The organism is Microbacterium protaetiae, assembly GCF_004135285.1.
Classification (GTDB): Bacteria; Actinomycetota; Actinomycetes; order Actinomycetales; family Microbacteriaceae; genus Microbacterium; species Microbacterium protaetiae.
Genome location: NZ_CP035494.1, coordinates 3,742,454 through 3,759,477, shown reverse-complemented (window position 1 = coordinate 3,759,477; position 17,024 = coordinate 3,742,454). Strand labels below are relative to the sequence as shown.

The following is a 17,024-nucleotide window of genomic DNA, read 5'->3' as shown; positions in this document are numbered from 1 at the left end:
CCGGACGTACACCGGGCGCACACCAGACACCGACCCTCGGGTCGGTGTCTTTTTTTGTGCCGTTTTCTGCGCCGGAAGGGCGTGGGGGAGCGTCGGTGGGGGAAACGACGGTGTGGTGGTGGTGAAGTGGAGGAGAGTGGAGTAAAGTGGCGTGAAACCTCACGGGGGGCCGGACGAAGGGGGGTGATCGGCGATGTTGCTCGGAACGCACACTCCGAAGCTCGACGACAAGGGCCGCGTCATCCTGCCCGCCAAGTTCCGCGACGACCTCGGAGCCGGCGTGGTGGTCACCCGCGGTCAGGAGCGCTGCCTCTATGTCTTCGCCACCGACGAGTTCGAGCGCATCCACGAGCGCATCCGTGAGGCCCCCCTGACAAACAAGCAGGCCCGTGACTTTCTGCGCATGTTCCTTTCCGGAGCCAGCGCCGAGAAGCCCGACAGCCAGAACCGCATCACCCTTCCCGTTCCGCTGCGCACCTATGCCGGTCTGCAGAAGGAGCTCGTGGTCACCGGTGTGGGAGCCCATGCCGAGATCTGGGACGCCGACGCGTGGAACGCCTACGCCGAGAGCAACGAGACCGCATACGCCGAGATGGAGCAGGAGGTGATCCCGGGACTGTTCTGATCCTGGTTCGTGATGCCCAGCCGCTCACGCCCTGACGCACTTCCCCGGCGCCAGGTCAGAGCGGATGGGGATCAGGATCCGGGAACAGACCCCGCACGACGACGATGGACATCCGCGACATCCACACCCCGGTTCTGCTCGAGCGCTGTCTCGAACTTCTCGGCCCCGCCCTCGAACGCGACGACGCCGTGCTCGTCGACGCGACGCTGGGCATGGGCGGGCACACCGAGGCGTTTCTCGACCGCTTTCCGCGGCTGCACGGGATCGGCCTGGACCGCGACACCGAGGCGCTGCGCATCGCCGAAGAACGTCTGGCGCGCTTCGCGGATCGCGTCACCTTCGTGCACACGGTCTACGACGGGATCGCCGACGCGGTGGCAGCTTCGGGCGGCAGCGTCGATGCGGTGCTCTTCGACCTGGGCGTCTCGTCGCTGCAGCTCGACGAAGCAGACCGTGGCTTCGCCTATGCGCAAGACGCCCCGCTGGACATGCGGATGGATCAGTCGGCCGGAATCACCGCCGCCGACGTGCTGGCCACGTACGGCGAAGGCGATCTTCGACGCATCTTCGAACGCTACGGCGAAGAGAAGCTCGCCGGCCGCTACGCGCGGGCCATCATCGCCGCGCGCGGCCGGGAGTCGATCGAGCGGTCGGGTCAGCTGGTGCGCATTCTCAGCGACGCCACGCCAGCCGCGGCCCAGCGCGCGGGGCACCCCGCCAAGCGGGTGTTCCAGGCGCTGCGCATCGAAGTCAACGCCGAACTGGTCGCCGTCGAGCACGCCATCCCGGCGGCCCTGCGCACCCTGCGGGTGGGCGGGCGCATCGTCGTGCTGTCGTATCAGTCGCTCGAAGACCGCATCGTCAAGCGCGCTCTTGCTGCGGCATCCACCTCCACGGCCCCGGCGGGCCTGCCCGTTGAACTGGCCGAGCACGCCCCCCGCTTTCGCCTGCTGGTCAAGGGCGCCGAGCAAGCATCCGACCACGAGCGCGCACGCAACCGACGTGCCGCGCCCGTGCGGCTGCGCGCCGCAGAGCGCGTGCGCCCCGATGAAGCGAAGGACATCGTATGAGCACCGCGACCGCCACCGTCCGCCCCCTGGCGGCGCCTCCGGCACCGTCGGCACCGTCGTCGTCCACCGAGCGTCGGCTGCGCGCGCTCGAGCGGCCCGATCGGCGCCCCAAGCCGCGCCTGCTCTACGGACTGGTCGCCGTCGCGGGGGCGCTGGCCATCGTCGGAGCGCAGATGGTGCTGTCGGTGATGACCACCCAGAGCTCGTATGAGATGGCCCGCCTGAACGCGCAGCAGCGTGAGTTGACTCTGCAGAAGCAGGTGCTGGGCGACGAGCTGACCGGGCTGAACTCGCCGCAGTATCTCGCCTCCAACGCCGCCGCACTCGGCATGGTGGTCGACACGTCGCCAAGCTATCTGCGACTCAGCGACGGCAAGATCCTGGGCGCGCAGAAGGCAGCGTCGTCGAAGTCGGCGATCAGCCTCGGCAAGGGCACCGTCGCCAACAAGCTCATCGCCGACACGCCGTTGGTCACCGACCCCGATGCCACCATCGACGGCAGCACAGCCACGACGCCCAGCACGACGGAAAACGTGACACCCGTGCCCGTGACCGACGGCCTGCCCACTGTGCGCACACACTGAGATCATGACCACACGCAGCACTCGCAGTCCGCGCCGCCGCACGGTGGTCGCCCTCTCCGTCGTCTTGATCATCCTGTGCGCGTTCGTCATCAGGCTCGTCGACATCCAGGTCGTCAACGCCAAGGAGAACATCGACCGCGCCATGGAGCACGGTCTGAGCACCACGCAGGTGCTCGCCGGCACCCGTGGCTCGATCGTCGACGCGAACGGCACGCCGTTGGCCGTGGGAACACTCAGCTACACCTGCCAGTTCAGCCCGAACATCGTGCGCACGCTGACCCGCCACACCGACGGAGGCCAAGAGGTCGAGGTCACGTGGAACGAGATCTCGGCGAAGATCGCGGAGATCACCGGGCAGAGCGTCGACGAGGTGCGCGCCATCGTCTCCGACGCGCTGGTGGCCAACCCCGACGCGCAGTATGCGCCGCTGAAGAGCGGCCTGTCGACCGAACAGTATCGGCAGATCGCCGAGTTGGGTGCCGACTATGTGTCGTGCTCACCCGAGGCGGCCCGGACCTACCCGAACGGCGCTGTCGCGGGCAACCTCATCGGATTCGTCGGCAGCGACGGCACTGCGCTGGCGGGCCTGGAGAAGCAGCAGAACACGTGCCTGACGCCCGTCGACGGCTCGCTGACCTTCCAGAATGGCCGCGACGGTGTGATCATCCCCGGCACCGAGACCGAGAAGCCCGCGCAGAACGGCGGCACCCTGAAGCTGACCATCGACTCGGATCTGCAGTGGTACATGCAGCAACTCGCCGAGCAGGCGACGAAAGAGACCGGGGCGAAGTACGCCACCATCAGCGTGCTCGATGTCACCACGCACAAGCTCAAGGCCGCCGCCGAGTACCCCACTGTCGACCCCAACGATTTCAACGCCACCGGTTCGTACCAGTTCAGCCGCATCTTCAACTCGCAGTTCGAGCCGGGCTCGACGTTCAAAGGCATCACGGCGGCGACACTGATAGATTCCGGGGCGGCGACGCCGACCTCGACCGCTCAGGTGCCCGACATCAAGCACTTCTCCAACGGCGCGGTCGTCAACGACGCTTTCACGCACGGCACCTCGACCTATACGCTCGCCGGCGTGCTGATGGACTCGTCGAACGTCGGCGCCTCGGTGTTCAGCGAGCGCACCACACTGGAGACCCGATACGACTATCTGAAGAAGTTCGGGATCGGCGACGGCAGCGCCATCGGCTTTCCCGGCGAGACGCAAGGCATCGTGCACCCGTACCAGGACTGGGACAACCAGATGCGGTACGACACCGCGTACGGTCAGGGTCTGACCACGACGGTCCCCGAGCTGCTGACCGCGTATGAGGCGCTCATCGACGGGGGAGTGAAGTACCCGATCCAGCTCATCGACTCGTGCACCGCCGCCGACGGGTCGGTGGTCACCCCGACGCTGCCGAAGGCGACCCGAGTGATCAGCGAGAAGACCTCGGCCCAGATGCGCGAGGTCTTCGAAAACGTCGCCCTGCAGTCGAACTCGTACGCCGACATGGTCAAGATCCCCGGCTACCGGATCGGGGTCAAGACCGGTACCGGTCAGATCGCCGAGAACGGGCATTACAAGGCAGGCGTCTACTACACGACCATGATCGGCTTCGCTCCCGCCGACGACCCCCAGTACCTGGTCGCTGTCACGCTGGATGAGCCCACTAAGGTAAGGTCGTCTACGGCCAACGCGCCCACCTTCGTAAAGGCCATGACCCAGGTTCTGAAGACCTATCGGGTGATGCCCTCCACCACCAAGCCGACGATGCTGCCGAAGTTCGGCTGACGCGCCGCACCGCAGACATGATCGCTCTCACTCTTGCCCAGATCGCCCACGCCGTGGGCGGCCAGTTGCATACCACCGAACCCGACACCGACCAGAGCGTCGTGTCGGGGGTCGTCGACACCGACTCGCGGCTCATCGAACCCGGTGGGATCTTCATCGCCAAGCCTGGCGAGACCACCGACGGCCACCTGTTCGTGGGTGCGGCGGTCGAAAACGGCGCGGCTCTGGCCATCGTCGAGCACGTCGTCGATGTTCCGGTCTCGCAGATCGTCGTCACTGATGTCGTGCGGGCCTTGGCCGACCTGGCCCGTGAGGTCGTCGCGCGGGTGCGTGCGGCGGGCCGCCTGAAGATCGTCGGCATCACCGGGTCGAACGGCAAAACCACGACCAAGAACCTGCTCGCCCGCATTCTGCAGGACGAGGGGGAGACGATCGCCCCGCGTGCCTCGTTCAACAACGAGGTGGGGGCGCCACTGACCATGCTGCGAGTGACGGATGCCACGCAGTACCTTGTCTGCGAGTTCGGAGCTGCAGGCCCCGGCGCCATCGCGCACCTTGCGGGGCTCGTCGAGCCTGATGTGGGCGTCGTGCTCATGGTCGGCTTGGCCCACGCCGGAGGATTCGGCGGCATCGAGGGTACCGCGAAAGCCAAGGCCGAACTCGTGCAGGCGCTGCGGCCCGGGGGCATCGCCGTGCTCAACGCCGATGACGCACGCGTGGCTGCCATGGCATCGATAGCCCACGAACGTGGACTGTCGGTGCGCCGCTTCGGCACGGTGGCCTCGGCCGATGTGCGCGCCGAAGACATCGAGACCGATGCCGACGGCACGCGCTGCACCCTCATCATCGACGGGGCACGCCTGCCGCTGCGCCTGCGTGTGCTGGGCGCCCACCACGTCTGGAACGCGATGGCGGCCCTGACGGCGGCCGCGGCCCTGGGCGTCGACCCCGAGCGGGCACTGACGCGACTGGAGACCGTCGAACTCGCCGAACGCTGGCGCATGCAGCCGTTGGGTAACGATCGCGTGCGCATCATCAACGACGCGTACAACGCGAGCCCTGACTCGATGGCGGCTGCGCTGCGCACACTGGCGCAGATCACGGGACCGGGCCAGCGCACCGTCGCGGTGCTGGGGGCGATGAGCGAGCTGGGCGAATATGCGGGCGAGGAGCACGACCGCATCGGCGAGCTGGCGGTGCGGCTGCGCATCCAGCGCATCGTGGTGATCGGCTCCGAGGCGCGCCGCATGTTCCTGGCGGCCGTCGGCGAAGGCTCGTGGGATGACGAGGCCGTGTTCTTCGAGACCGCCGACGAGGCCTTCGACTATCTGCTCACCGAACTGCGCGACGGTGATCGCGTGCTGGTCAAATCGTCCAACTCGGCGGGGCTGCGTTTCCTCGGCGATCGTCTGGGAGAATCGTTCTCGTGAGATCCCTCCTGACAGCGGCTGCGGTCTCGCTCGCGTTCACCCTCTTCCTCACTCCGGTCTTCCTGCGGCTGTTCCGGCGCTGGGGCTGGGGGCAGGTGATCCGCACCCCCGAAGACCCACACAACCCCAGCCACGCCGCCAAGCGCGGCACGGTGACCATGGGCGGCACGATCTTCATCGTCGGCAGCATCGTCGGCTATCTCGTGGGCTGCTACACCGGCAACAACCCGCCCACGGTGTCGGGGTGGCTGGTCATCTGGATGATGGTCGGGTTCGGCGTCGTCGGCTTCGTCGACGACTTCATGAAGGTGCGCAAGCAGCGCAGTCTGGGCCTGAGCGGCTGGCCGAAGGTTCTCGGACAGATCATCGTCACGGTGCCGTTCGGCATCTTCGCGCTGCAGTTCCCGAACGCGTACAACCAGACACCCGCCTCGGGATTCGTGTCGTTCTTCCGCGACATCCCGGTGCTCAATCTCTTCGCGCTCGGCACCGCCATCGGGTGGATCCTCTACCTGCTGTGGATCAGCTTCATCGGCGTCGCGTGGTCGAACAGCACGAACGTCACCGACGGCCTGGACGGCCTGGCCACCGGCATCGGCGTGTTCACCATCGCGGCGATGAGCCTGGCCACGTTCTGGCAGTTCCAGCAGGCCTGCTCGGCCGAGGCACTGTTGGCCGCCTACCAGCCTGCCTGCTATGCCACGCGCGACCCGCTCGACCTCACGATCATCGCGGCGTCGTTCGTGAGCGCTCTCGTCGGCTTTCTGTGGTGGAACGCCCCGAAGGCGAAGGTCTTCATGGGTGACGTCGGCTCGATGTCGATCGGTGGGGTGATCGCTGCGATGTCGATCCTCTCGCACACCGAGATCCTCGCCGTGTTCGTGGCCGGCGCCTTCATCATCGGTCCCGGATCGGTGATTCTGCAGCGCATCTACTTCAAGGCGACCCGGGGCAAGCGCCTCTTCCTGATGAGCCCGTTCCACCACCACCTCGAGATGCGCGGCTGGGCCGAGATCACGATCGTCGTGCGCATGTGGATCATCGCCGGCATCCTCGCCGTCACCGGCATCGGGCTCTTCTACGTGGAATGGCTGTCGCTGACGTGAGCGGGCCCCTGTCGTCACTGACCAGCTGGCATGCCGACTGGACCGGATTGCGCGTGGCGGTGCTCGGCCTGTCGGTGACCGGATTCTCGGTCGCCGACACCCTCGCCGAACTGGGCTGTGAGGTGCTCGTGGTCACCGAGCAGGCCGACGAGCAGTACGCGCGTCTGCTTCCGGTGATCGGTGCACGCCTGTATGAGGGTGGGCTTGACGAGGTGCCCGCCACGCTCATCGAGTTCACCCCCGACGTCGTCGTGGCCTCGCCCGGCTTCGCGCCGCACCACCCGGTCGTGCGCTGGGCGCTGGATGCCGGCGTCGCGCTGTGGGGCGATCTCGAACTGGCCTGGCGGGTGCGCGACAAGGTGGTGCGAGGCGACGGGCGTCCCGCTGACTGGGTGCTGATCACCGGCACGAACGGCAAGACGACCACGACGCAGATGACCGCCGCGATGCTGGCCGCCGGCGGTCTGCGCGCCGCGCCCTGCGGCAACATCGGCGTGCCCGTGCTCGACGCGGTGCGTGACCCGGCCGGATTCGACGTGCTCGTGGTCGAGGTCTCCAGTCACCAGCTCTGGTATCTCTCCCACCAGGTCACCGGGCCCGCACCGGTGTCACCGCACGCGAGCGTGTGTCTGAACCTGGCCCCCGACCACCTGCAATGGCATGGGTCGTTCGAGGCCTACCGCGAGGCGAAGGCTTTCGTGTATGCGAACACCCGCGTCGCGTGCGTGTACAACCGGGCAGATGCCGCGACCCGGCGCATGGTCGAAGACGCCGACGTCGTCGAGGGCGCCCGCGCCATCGGATTCGGCCTGGATGTGCCCGGGCCCAGCGACCTGGGCGTCGTCGACGGCATCCTTGTCGACCGGGCGTTCCTTGACGACCGGCGCACGACGGCGCTGGAACTGTGCACGCTGGACGACCTCGCCGCGGCGGGGCTTTCCGCACCGCACATCGTCGCCAACGCCCTGGCGGCTGCCGCCCTCGCGCGGTCTCTGGATGTCGCTCCGGCGGCGATCCGCGAGGCGCTGCGCGGGTTCCATCTCGACGCGCATCGCATCGAGGTGGTCGCGAGGGCGGACGGCATCACCTGGGTGGACGATTCGAAGGCCACGAACCCGCACGCTGCGGCATCCTCGCTGGCTGCACACCCGGGCGCGGTCTGGATCGTCGGAGGACTTCTCAAGGGCGTGGACATCGCCGAGCTCGTGGCGGCGCGCGGTTCGGGCTCGAAGGCGGCGATCGTCATCGGCGTGGATCGCACCCCGATCGTGGCGGCGTTCGCACGACACGCGCCGGCAGTGCCGGTGATCGAGGTCGATGCCGGTGAAACTGAGGATGTCATGGCGCGAGTCGTCGAGATCGCGGCGGGGATCGCCGGTGACGGGGATGTGGTGCTCCTCGCCCCCGCAGCGGCATCCTTTGATCAGTTCTCGTCCTACGCCGACCGGGGGCGTCGTTTCGCCGCCGCCGTGCAGGAGCTGATCGCAAGGGGGGACGATGACCAGCACGACGATCCGTCCTCCGCACGGGGCCGCTGAGAATCCCGACCGGCGCCCCGGACTGTCGGCGCGGGTCGTGCTGGGCCGGGTGTTCGCGCCGGTGCCCAGTGAGTTCCTGCTGATCCTGTCGACCGCGCTGCTCTTGACCGGCTTCGGTCTGGTGATGGTGCTTTCTGCGACATCCGCCGTCGGGTCAGCCAACGGCGACAAGCCCTATGAGGCGCTGATCAAGCAGGCGGTGTTCGCGGCCCTCGGCATTCCGATGATGCTCATCGCCAGCCGTTTCTCGATCGCGTTCTGGAAGAAGATCGCGTGGCCGGCCCTGATCGCGGCAACCGCGTTCCAGATGCTCGTGTTCACCCCGCTGGGAATCAACAACGCCGGCAACACGAACTGGATCCGCATCGCCGGTCTGCAGGCCCAGCCCTCCGAGTTCCTCAAACTCACGCTCGCGTTGTGGCTGGGTTACGTGCTGTTCCGCAAGCGTACGCTGCTGGGGCTGTGGCGGCACGTGTTCATTCCCGTGGTGCCGGTCTCGATAGCGGTGATCGCCACGGTGATGGCCGGTCACGACCTGGGCACCGCCATGATCCTGGTGCTCATCGTGCTGGCGGCGCTGTTCTTCTCGGGGGTGAAGCTGCGCCTTTTCATCCTGCCGCTGGTGGTCGGCGTCGCAGGCGTCGGGGTGCTGGCGGTGACCAGCTCGAACCGGCTGAACCGCATCCTCACCCTGTTCGATCCCGTCTGCGCCGACTACGACAATGCCTGCTATCAGCCCCTGCACGGCATCTGGGGCTTGGCCAGCGGGGGGATCTTCGGGCTCGGTCTGGGCAACTCGAAGCAGAAGTACGACTGGCTGCCCGCCGCCGCCAACGACTACATCTTCGCGATCGTCGGAGAAGAGCTCGGCCTGATCGGGTGCATCGTCGTGCTGCTGCTGTTCGCCCTTTTCGCCGTCGGCGCCTTCCACATCGTGCGCAAGACGAACGACCCGTTCGTGCGCATCGTCTCGGGTGCTGTCACACTGTGGATCGTCGGCGAGGCGCTGCTGAACATCGGCGTCGTGCTGCGGGTGTTCCCGGTGCTCGGCGTTCCGCTGCCGTTCATGTCGCAGGGCGGCACCTCGCTGCTGTCGACGCTGCTGGCATGCGGGGTGCTGCTCTCATTCGCCCGGTCGCTGCCGGCGAAGAAACCGGCCGTGACCGGTTAGCCTCGTCTGGTGACGACGTACCTTTTGGCTGGCGGGGGCACCGCTGGGCATGTGAACCCGCTGCTGGCGGTCGCCGACGGGCTGCGCCGGCGCGAGCCCGACGCCGACGTGCTCGTTCTCGGCACGCGCGAGGGGCTCGAGGCCCGTCTGGTGCCCGAGCGCGGCTACGAACTGCTCTTCGTCGACAAGGTGCCCTTCCCGCGGCGCCCGAATCGGGATGCCGCAGCCTTTCCGTCTCGCTTCCGCCGGGCGATCGTGCAGGTGCGCACTCTCCTGCGCGAACGTGACGTCGACGTCGTGGTCGGCTTCGGCGGCTACGCCGCGGCGCCGGCCTATGTCGCGGCGCGCCGCGAGGGCGTGCCGTTCGTCGTGCACGAGGCCAACGCGAAGCCGGGCCTGGCCAATGTGCTCGGCGCCCGTCGCGCCGCCGCCGTGGGCGTGGCGTTCGCGGGCACGCCGCTGCGCCGCGCTGAACTGGTCGGGATGCCGCTGCGCCGCGAGATCGTCGACCTCGACCGTGCGGCGGCCCGCGACGAGGCGGCCGCCTTCTTCGGCCTCGATGCCGCGCAGCCCGTGCTGCTCGTTTTCGGCGGCTCGCTGGGGGCGCGACGACTCAACGATGCCTTCGGCGGGGCGTGGCGCGACGTGCTCTCGGTCGGCTGGCAGCTCGTGCATGTGACGGGGGAGCGCAGCGAGCTGGCCGACCCCGGCGTGGCGGGCTACGCCGTGCGCCGGTACATCGACCGCATGGACTACGCCTTCGCCCTCGCCGATGTCATCGTGTCGCGCTCGGGGGCTGCCACCGTCAGCGAGGTCAGCGCCTTGGGCATCCCGGCGGTGTACGTGCCCTATGCCGTCGGCAACGGCGAGCAGAGCCTGAACGCCGCCGCGGCGGTGCGCGCGGGTGCCGCGCGACTCATCGCCGATGGCGAGTTCACCGCCGACCGTGTGCGCGGTGAGATCGTGCCGCTGTTGAGCGATGGCGCGGCACTGGAGGCCATGCGCACCGCCGCGGCATCCGCCGGCACACGCGCCGGCACCGAGAATGTCATCGCGCTGATTGATCGGGCGCTCGGGCGCTAGAGCCGTCACGCGCCGGCGCGCAGCGCGGCCGCAGCGATCTGAAGCGCCTCGTCGGCATCGAGCCCGAGGGCGCGGACCTTTTCGACGAACGCCGCCGCCGCCCGCTGAGCCTGCTGGCGCACCGGGTCATGGTCCAGGCTCACGAAGCTGCCGGCGCGTCCCCGGGTCTCGATGATGCCGGATGCCTCAAGCTCGCGATACGCGCGGGCGACGGTACCCGGCGCGACCCCGAGGTCGTCGGCCAGGCGCCGCACGGTGGGCAGGCGCTCGCCCGCGGCGAGCTCTCCGGATGCCACGGCCTCGACGAACTGCGCGCGCAGCTGCTCGAACGGTGGGAGGGCGCTGGACGGGTCGATGGTGATCATGCGAGGCCCCCGGTCAGTGTGGGACGCAACGGCGGCCGCACGCGGTCGGCGCCGGCGAGATAAACCAGCTGCACGAACGGGATGCCGACAAAGGTGAACGCCGTCGTGGTCGGCGCACTCGCCCCGCTGCTGATCGCGGTCATCAGGAGTGCACCCACGGGTAGCGAGCTGGCCATGGCGGCGGCCATGCGCAGGGTGTTCACCGTGTTCGCGCGGAACAGGTCGTCCCATGCCAGCTCGAGTGCGTCACCGGCGGCCTGCGGAGCCGCCAGCACATGGTGCTCCATCCACAGCGTCCACGATGACACGATGAGGGCGGCGGTGAAGCACACGACGAGAATGATGAGCGGCCGGTTTGTGGGGTGGGCGAGCGGCACCACGACGGCGGTGCCGACCGCGGCCAGCGCGAGCAGCACCCGCGGCAGTGCCGTGAGCGTCCGACCCAGATAGTGCGCCGTGCGCACGCGGCGGACGTGAGCCACCCGCACCGCGTGTGTCGGCGGTGTGAACAGCGGATGCCGCGTCTGGTATACGACGCCGGTGACGGCGAAGACACCGCAGACCAACACCAGCAGCAGCAGCCACGCGGTGCTCGCATTCGCGGCCGCCGGCGCGACGACAGCGACCGCGCCGTACGCGACGATGGCCAGCAGTGCGGCCCACATGTTGACCGTCGCGCGTGCGCGGACGGCGTTGGCCACCCTGGTACGCAGGGCGTCCGAGCCCAACGGCGGGCCGGCACGCAGTGCGGTCTGCTGTGCGCGGCGCTGTGACCAGTGCGGGCGCGACATCACGAAGAGGCAGACAATCGGCATCGCCGCGATGACGGCGAACCAGACGACGGTGACGAGACGCTCATCCATGGATCGTTTGTACCACCCATTGTTCATATGTGTCAATACAAATCAGCCCTCCAGCATCCTCCCAGCGCGCCACGGCCGGGCCGATCGACCGTCGAACTTAGGATGGATCCGACATGATCAGACCCGATTTGAGCCTTCCCATCCCCGACGAGATCCGTGCCGCGCACTTCATCGGCATCGGTGGTTCGGGCATGTCAGGGCTGGCGCGGATGTTCCTGGCCCGCGGCATCCGGGTGTCCGGGTCCGACCGCGCCGACAGCGCGAACCTCCGTGCCCTCGCCGAGCTGGGCGCCGACGTGCACATCGGGCACGACGCCGCACACCTCGGCGACGCCGACACCGTGATCCACACGGGGGCGATCTGGCCCGAGAACCCCGAGTACCTCGCTGCGAAAGAGCGCGGCCTGGCTGTCATCCACCGTTCGCAGGCACTGCATTGGCTCATCGGCGGGCGACGCCTCGTCTCGGTGGCCGGTGCCCATGGCAAGACCACCTCGACGGGCATGATCGTCACCGCGCTGCAGGCGCTGGATGCCGACCCCACCTTCGTCAACGGGGGAGTGATAGCGCAGCTGGGGGCCTCCAGCGGCACCGGCTCTGACGAGCTTTTCGTGATCGAGGCCGACGAGTCCGACGGCACCTTTCTGCTCTACGACACCTCGGTCGCGCTTGTCACCAACGTCGACCCCGACCACCTCGACCACTACGGCACCGGTGATGCCTTCTATGCGGCATTCGCGCAGTTCGCGAACCAGGCGCGCGAGGCCGTCGTCATCTCGGCCGACGATCCCGGCGCACGGCGGGTGACCGGCAGCATCACGCATGCGAACGTGATCACGTTCGGGCAGGCACAGGGCGCGGACGTGCGCGTGTCGGATGTGGTCACCGATGGGCCGGTATCGTTCACCCTGACCCACGGAGCCGTGTCGGTGCGGGCGCAACTGGCCGTGCCCGGTGCCCACAATGCCGTCAACGCGGCAGGGGCCGCCGCCGTGCTTGTCACTCTCGGCCACGACCTCGAGTCGGCGGTGCGTGCCATCGAGGGCTTCACCGGCACGGTGCGCCGCTTCGAGCTTCACGGCATCGAACGCGGAGTGAGCGTGTACGACGACTATGCGCACCACCCCACCGAAGTGGCTGCGGCCTTGGATGCCGCGCGCACCGTCATCGGTGACGGCCGCATCATCGCGGTGCATCAGCCGCACACCTTCTCGCGCACCCAGCAGATGCACCGCGAGTTCGCCGAGGTGCTCGAATCGCGTGCCGACCACACGGTCGTTCTCGACGTGTACGGCGCGCGAGAAGACCCGATCCCGGGGGTGACCGGCCGGCTCGTCAGCGACGACTTCGCCGATGCCGCCCGGGTGCGCTACGTCGAAGACTGGCAGGAGGCCGCCGACTACACCGCATCGATCGCCCGGGCCGGTGACTACGTCATCACGCTCGGCTGCGGAAACGTGTACCTGATCATCCCGCAGGTGCTGCAGGCGCTCGCGGCCGGAGAATGACCCGTGCGTCGGCCCACGCCTCTGCCCGCTCCGCCACGAGCCCAGCGTCCCGAGCGGGCGCACGCCCCCGAATCGCACGAGGCAGAGCCCGAGCCGACGGCCCCGATCATTCCGTTCGGCGACCGGGGGGATGCCGCATCCCCGCCGGCGCGCCCGCTGTCTGAGCCCGCACCCGACGCCGCTGACGGGCCCGCGCCGGTGTCGGGCGATGCGTCGCGCGTTCGGCTCTGGGACGTGTGGAAGGCATCCCACGCCCGCCGGCGCGCATTGCGTGCCGAAGTGCGACGCTTCACCGTTCACCAACGCCGGCGCCGAGTCGTGTGGCTGAGCACCCTGGGCGCGTTCGTCCTGTTGATCGCCGGCTCGTTCGGCGCGGCGTACAGTCCGCTGTTCGCCGTGCATGACATCCACGTCGTGGGCACCAAGACCCTCGACGAGGCGGCGGTCGCGAAAGCGCTGGCCGGGCAGCTGGGCACACCACTGCCCCTCGTCGACGAGGCCGCCGTGAAGGCCGCACTCGTGAAGTTCCCGCTTGTTCAGACATATACACTCCAGGCGCGCCCGCCGCACGAACTCGTCGTGCGCATCGTCGAGCGCACGCCGGTGGGCGTTGTCAGTTCTGCCGCCGGATACACGCTCGTCGACGCGGCGGGGGTGGCTTTGTCAACCACGTCGGCGAAGCCGAAGAACCAGCCGGTGCTCACGATCGACGGCGGCACGCGTTCTGAGGCCTTCCGCGCGGCCGGCCAGGTGATGCGCTCGCTGCCATCGACGATCCGCACGAAGGTGACCGCGGTGTCGGCCTCGACGGCCGACGACGTCACGCTGACCCTCGGCGACACCGATACGAAGATCATCTGGGGCAGTGCCGACGACTCGGCGCGCAAGGGTCTGGTGCTGCAGACGATGATGAAGAGCAAGCCACCGTCGAAGGTGCATTCCTACGACGTGTCCAGCCCCGACGCCGTGCTGGTGCGCTGACGACCGGACTGTCCTGGCCGATGTCGACCAATTAGTCGGCTAATTTGACCGACACGCCCGTATGCGCCGCGATTCCGGGGCGGCGCCGCTTACCTTCAGACAAAGGAATTGCATACCGGGCAATTCTTTAAACCTCTAGATGAGGTTGAAGGTTTACAAGCTTGGTTCGGGACGAGACGGAGGCCGGCATGAGCCAGAACCAGAACTACCTCGCAGTGATCAAGGTGGTCGGGGTCGGTGGCGGCGGCGTGAACGCTGTCAATCGCATGATCGAACTCGGTCTGCGCGGTGTGGAGTTCATCGCCATCAACACCGATGCGCAGGCGCTGTTGATGAGCGACGCCGACGTCAAACTCGATGTCGGACGCGAGCTCACCCGCGGGCTCGGCGCGGGCGCCGATCCCGAAGTGGGCCGTCGTGCGGCTGAGGACCACGCGGAAGAGATCGAAGAGGCGCTCGCGGGCGCCGACATGGTCTTTGTGACCGCGGGCGAGGGCGGCGGAACGGGCACCGGCGGTGCCCCGGTGGTCGCCAAGATCGCGAAGTCGATCGGCGCGTTGACCATCGGTGTGGTCACCAAGCCGTTCTCGTTCGAAGGCCGGCGTCGGCAGAGTCAGGCCGAGGTCGGGGTGGGGCGCCTGAAAGAAGAGGTCGACACCCTCATCGTCGTGCCCAACGACCGGCTGCTGGAGATCAGCGACCGCGGCATCTCGATGATCGAGGCCTTCGCCACTGCCGACCAGGTGCTCCTGGCCGGTGTGCAGGGCATCACCGATCTGATCACCACGCCTGGGCTGATCAACCTCGACTTCGCCGATGTGAAGTCGGTCATGCAGGGCGCGGGTTCGGCGCTCATGGGCATCGGCTCGGCCCGCGGCGCCGACCGGGCCATCAAGGCTGCCGAGCTGGCCGTCGAATCGCCTCTGCTGGAGGCCTCGATCGAGGGCGCCCATGGGGTGCTGCTGTCGATCCAGGGCGGGTCGAACCTCGGCATCTTCGAGATCAACGATGCTGCGCAACTGGTGAAAGAAGCCGCACACCCCGAGGCGAACATCATTTTCGGCACGGTCATCGACGACACCCTGGGCGACGAAGTGCGCGTCACCGTCATCGCCGCCGGGTTCGACGGGGGCGAACCGCAGACGCGCATCGAGCCGATTCTCGCCCAGCGACCGGTGGCTCCCGCGCTTCCCGACACGCCCGCCGATGAGGCGGCCCGTGCCGGCGAAGAGTCCGAGCCCGCTCCGACGAAGGCCCCCGAGCCGGTGTCGGTCGTGGCCGATTCGGGCTACGACTCGGCGTTCGGCGATGACGATCTCGACATCCCCGACTTCCTGAAGTAAGTGGACGATCTCGCCGCCCGCCTCGCCACCGTCGACGCGCGCATCGCCGATGCCGCGCGCGCGGCGGGGCGCGATCCGGCCCAGATCACCCGAATCGTCGTCACGAAATTCCATCCGGCCTCCCTCGTCGCCGAGCTCTACCGTCTCGGAGTTCGCGACGTGGGAGAGAACCGGCAGCAGGAGTTGACGGCGAAGGCCGCCGAGCTCGGCGATCTCGCCGGGTTGCGCTGGCACTTCATCGGCCAGGCGCAGACAAAGAAGGCGCGGGCGATCCGGGCTGCGGCATCCGCCGTTCACTCCGTCGACCGCGCCCGCCTTGCCGACGCTCTCGATCACGCCGGCGAGGGTGAGCTCGACGTGCTGCTGCAGGTGAACCTGACCGACGATCCCGCCCGCGGAGGTGTCGCGCCGCGCGATATCGAAGCTCTTGCCGAGCACGTCGTGACCGGATGCCGCACCCTGCGGATACGCGGAGTCATGGCGGTCGCGCCGCTCGACGAGCCCGCCGCACCCGCGTTCGAAAGACTCGCCGGCTACGCGCAGCGGCTGCGCACCGTGGTGCCCGACGCCGACTGGATCTCAGCGGGCATGACCGCCGACTTCGTCGAGGCGGTCGCCGCAGGTGCGACACACCTGCGGATCGGGTCGGCAATCACGGGCGAGCGGCCCCCACACATTTAGCCTCGATACAGACGAGCAAACGGAGGATGCGATGTCGAACCCGCTCAAGAAGACCATGGTGTACCTGGGTCTTGCCGATGAGGAAGAGGTGTACGAAGAGGAGCAAGCGCCGCAGCCTGCCGCTCGCGGCACCGCGAAGAGCACCGTGAAGAGCGTCGAGAAGGCCGCTCCGGTGACCCCCATCCACCGGCCCGCCGTGGTGCGCCAGCCCGCGCCGAGCACGGTCACCGAGATTCTCACGGTGCACCCGAAGCAGTACCGCGATGCGCAGCTGATCGCCGAGAACTTCCGCGAGGGCATCCCGGTGATCATCAACCTCTCGCAGATGAGCGACGCCGATGCACGCCGTCTCGTCGACTTCGCGAGCGGTCTGTCGCTGGGGCTGTACGGTCGCATCGAGCGGGTCACCAGCAAGGTGTTCCTGCTCTCGCCCGAGAACGTCGCGCTCTCGGGTGACGGCACCGTCGCGCAGGCAGACCCCGAGGTCACGCCCTTCGCGCAGTCGTAACAGACGTGGGAATAGTCGGACTGATCGCAGCGATCGTCAACACCCTGCTGCTGCTGTATGTCCTCGTGCTGTTCGCACGGATGATCCTCGACATCATCCCGATCGTGAACCGGGGATGGCGTCCGAAAGGCGCCGGACTCGTGTTCGCCGAGATCGTCTACACCCTGACCGATCCGCCGCTGCGACTCCTCCGTCGGTTCGTGCGCCCGGTGCGCATCGGAGCGGTGTCGATCGACCTCTCCTTCACCATCGTGATCCTTGTGTGCTTCGTGCTGATGTCGATCACGGGAGCCCTTTCCGTCCTATGACCGAGCCTTCGCGTCGGGGTGGCCCGGCGACTATGCTTGCCTGAAGTGACCGACCGCGAGGTCGGCGCCCTGGC

The 17,024-nt window shown here is 68.1% G+C and carries 17 protein-coding genes; 15 read left to right on the top strand and 2 right to left on the bottom strand.

Going from position 1 to position 17,024, the window contains the following annotated elements:
* Positions 1-193 precede the first annotated feature (193 nt).
* From mraZ to ET475_RS17525, 9 genes are all read left to right on the top strand, one after another.
* Positions 194-625 (top strand): division/cell wall cluster transcriptional repressor MraZ, encoded by a 432-nt coding sequence (gene mraZ, locus ET475_RS17565; protein WP_129393366.1) that lies wholly within the window; start codon positions 194-196, stop codon positions 623-625.
* 104 nt (positions 626-729) lie between these two features.
* Positions 730-1,695: a 16S rRNA (cytosine(1402)-N(4))-methyltransferase RsmH gene (rsmH, locus tag ET475_RS17560; RefSeq protein ID WP_129393363.1), complete on the top strand. Its 966-nt coding sequence runs from the start codon at positions 730-732 to the stop codon at positions 1,693-1,695.
* Positions 1,692-2,279, top strand: coding sequence for a cell division protein FtsL (gene ftsL, locus ET475_RS17555; protein WP_129393360.1), 588 nt, complete (start codon positions 1,692-1,694; stop codon positions 2,277-2,279). The genes rsmH and ftsL overlap by 4 nt, the downstream gene beginning before the upstream one ends.
* A gap of 4 nt (positions 2,280-2,283) precedes the next feature.
* Positions 2,284-4,065 (top strand): peptidoglycan D,D-transpeptidase FtsI family protein, encoded by a 1,782-nt coding sequence (locus ET475_RS17550; RefSeq protein WP_129393357.1) that lies wholly within the window; start codon positions 2,284-2,286, stop codon positions 4,063-4,065.
* A gap of 17 nt (positions 4,066-4,082) precedes the next feature.
* On the top strand, positions 4,083-5,495 hold the full coding sequence (locus ET475_RS17545; RefSeq protein ID WP_129393354.1) for a UDP-N-acetylmuramoyl-tripeptide--D-alanyl-D-alanine ligase: 1,413 nt from the start codon (positions 4,083-4,085) through the stop codon (positions 5,493-5,495).
* Positions 5,492-6,601 (top strand): phospho-N-acetylmuramoyl-pentapeptide-transferase, encoded by a 1,110-nt coding sequence (gene mraY, locus ET475_RS17540; protein WP_129393351.1) that lies wholly within the window; start codon positions 5,492-5,494, stop codon positions 6,599-6,601. The genes ET475_RS17545 and mraY overlap by 4 nt, the downstream gene beginning before the upstream one ends.
* Positions 6,583-8,139 (top strand): UDP-N-acetylmuramoyl-L-alanine--D-glutamate ligase, encoded by a 1,557-nt coding sequence (gene murD, locus ET475_RS17535; RefSeq protein WP_129393348.1) that lies wholly within the window; start codon positions 6,583-6,585, stop codon positions 8,137-8,139. The genes mraY and murD overlap by 19 nt, the downstream gene beginning before the upstream one ends.
* The gene (ftsW, locus tag ET475_RS17530) at positions 8,099-9,310 is read left to right on the top strand and encodes a putative lipid II flippase FtsW (protein ID WP_129393344.1); all 1,212 of its coding nucleotides are present in this window, start codon (positions 8,099-8,101) and stop codon (positions 9,308-9,310) included. Before murD ends, ftsW begins: the two co-directional genes overlap by 41 nt.
* 9 nt (positions 9,311-9,319) lie before the next feature.
* Positions 9,320-10,393 (top strand): UDP-N-acetylglucosamine--N-acetylmuramyl-(pentapeptide) pyrophosphoryl-undecaprenol N-acetylglucosamine transferase, encoded by a 1,074-nt coding sequence (locus ET475_RS17525; RefSeq protein ID WP_129393341.1) that lies wholly within the window; start codon positions 9,320-9,322, stop codon positions 10,391-10,393.
* Positions 10,394-10,398: 5 nt separating this feature from the next.
* Here ET475_RS17525 and ET475_RS17520 read toward each other — a convergent pair whose 3' ends face one another.
* Together ET475_RS17520 and ET475_RS17515 are read right to left on the bottom strand one after the other, a co-directional pair.
* Positions 10,399-10,758, bottom strand: coding sequence for a GntR family transcriptional regulator (locus ET475_RS17520; RefSeq protein WP_129393338.1), 360 nt, complete (start codon positions 10,756-10,758; stop codon positions 10,399-10,401).
* The gene (locus tag ET475_RS17515) at positions 10,755-11,621 is read right to left on the bottom strand and encodes a hypothetical protein (RefSeq protein WP_129393334.1); all 867 of its coding nucleotides are present in this window, start codon (positions 11,619-11,621) and stop codon (positions 10,755-10,757) included. The genes ET475_RS17520 and ET475_RS17515 overlap by 4 nt, the downstream gene beginning before the upstream one ends.
* A gap of 113 nt (positions 11,622-11,734) precedes the next feature.
* Here ET475_RS17515 and murC point away from each other — a divergent pair, with 113 nt between their 5' ends.
* The 6 genes from murC to ET475_RS17485 all read left to right on the top strand — a co-directional run bounded on the left by murC (position 11,735) and on the right by ET475_RS17485 (position 16,950).
* Positions 11,735-13,129 carry a UDP-N-acetylmuramate--L-alanine ligase gene (gene murC, locus ET475_RS17510; RefSeq protein WP_129393331.1) on the top strand — a complete coding sequence of 465 codons (1,395 nt, stop codon included), beginning with the start codon at positions 11,735-11,737 and terminating at the stop codon, positions 13,127-13,129.
* A 3-nt stretch (positions 13,130-13,132) separates the two neighbouring features.
* Positions 13,133-14,110 carry an FtsQ-type POTRA domain-containing protein gene (locus ET475_RS17505; RefSeq protein ID WP_129393328.1) on the top strand — a complete coding sequence of 326 codons (978 nt, stop codon included), beginning with the start codon at positions 13,133-13,135 and terminating at the stop codon, positions 14,108-14,110.
* Positions 14,111-14,298: 188 nt separating this feature from the next.
* Positions 14,299-15,453, top strand: a complete 1,155-nt coding sequence (gene ftsZ / locus ET475_RS17500; protein ID WP_129393325.1) for a cell division protein FtsZ — start codon at positions 14,299-14,301, stop codon at positions 15,451-15,453.
* Positions 15,454-16,134: a YggS family pyridoxal phosphate-dependent enzyme gene (locus ET475_RS17495; protein ID WP_129393322.1), complete on the top strand. Its 681-nt coding sequence runs from the start codon at positions 15,454-15,456 to the stop codon at positions 16,132-16,134.
* 31 nt (positions 16,135-16,165) lie between these two features.
* Positions 16,166-16,642, top strand: coding sequence for a cell division protein SepF (locus ET475_RS17490; RefSeq protein WP_129393319.1), 477 nt, complete (start codon positions 16,166-16,168; stop codon positions 16,640-16,642).
* A 5-nt stretch (positions 16,643-16,647) separates the two neighbouring features.
* A complete protein-coding gene (locus ET475_RS17485) occupies positions 16,648-16,950 on the top strand; it encodes a YggT family protein (RefSeq protein WP_129393316.1) in 303 nt (100 codons plus the stop codon).
* Positions 16,951-17,024 lie beyond the last annotated feature (74 nt).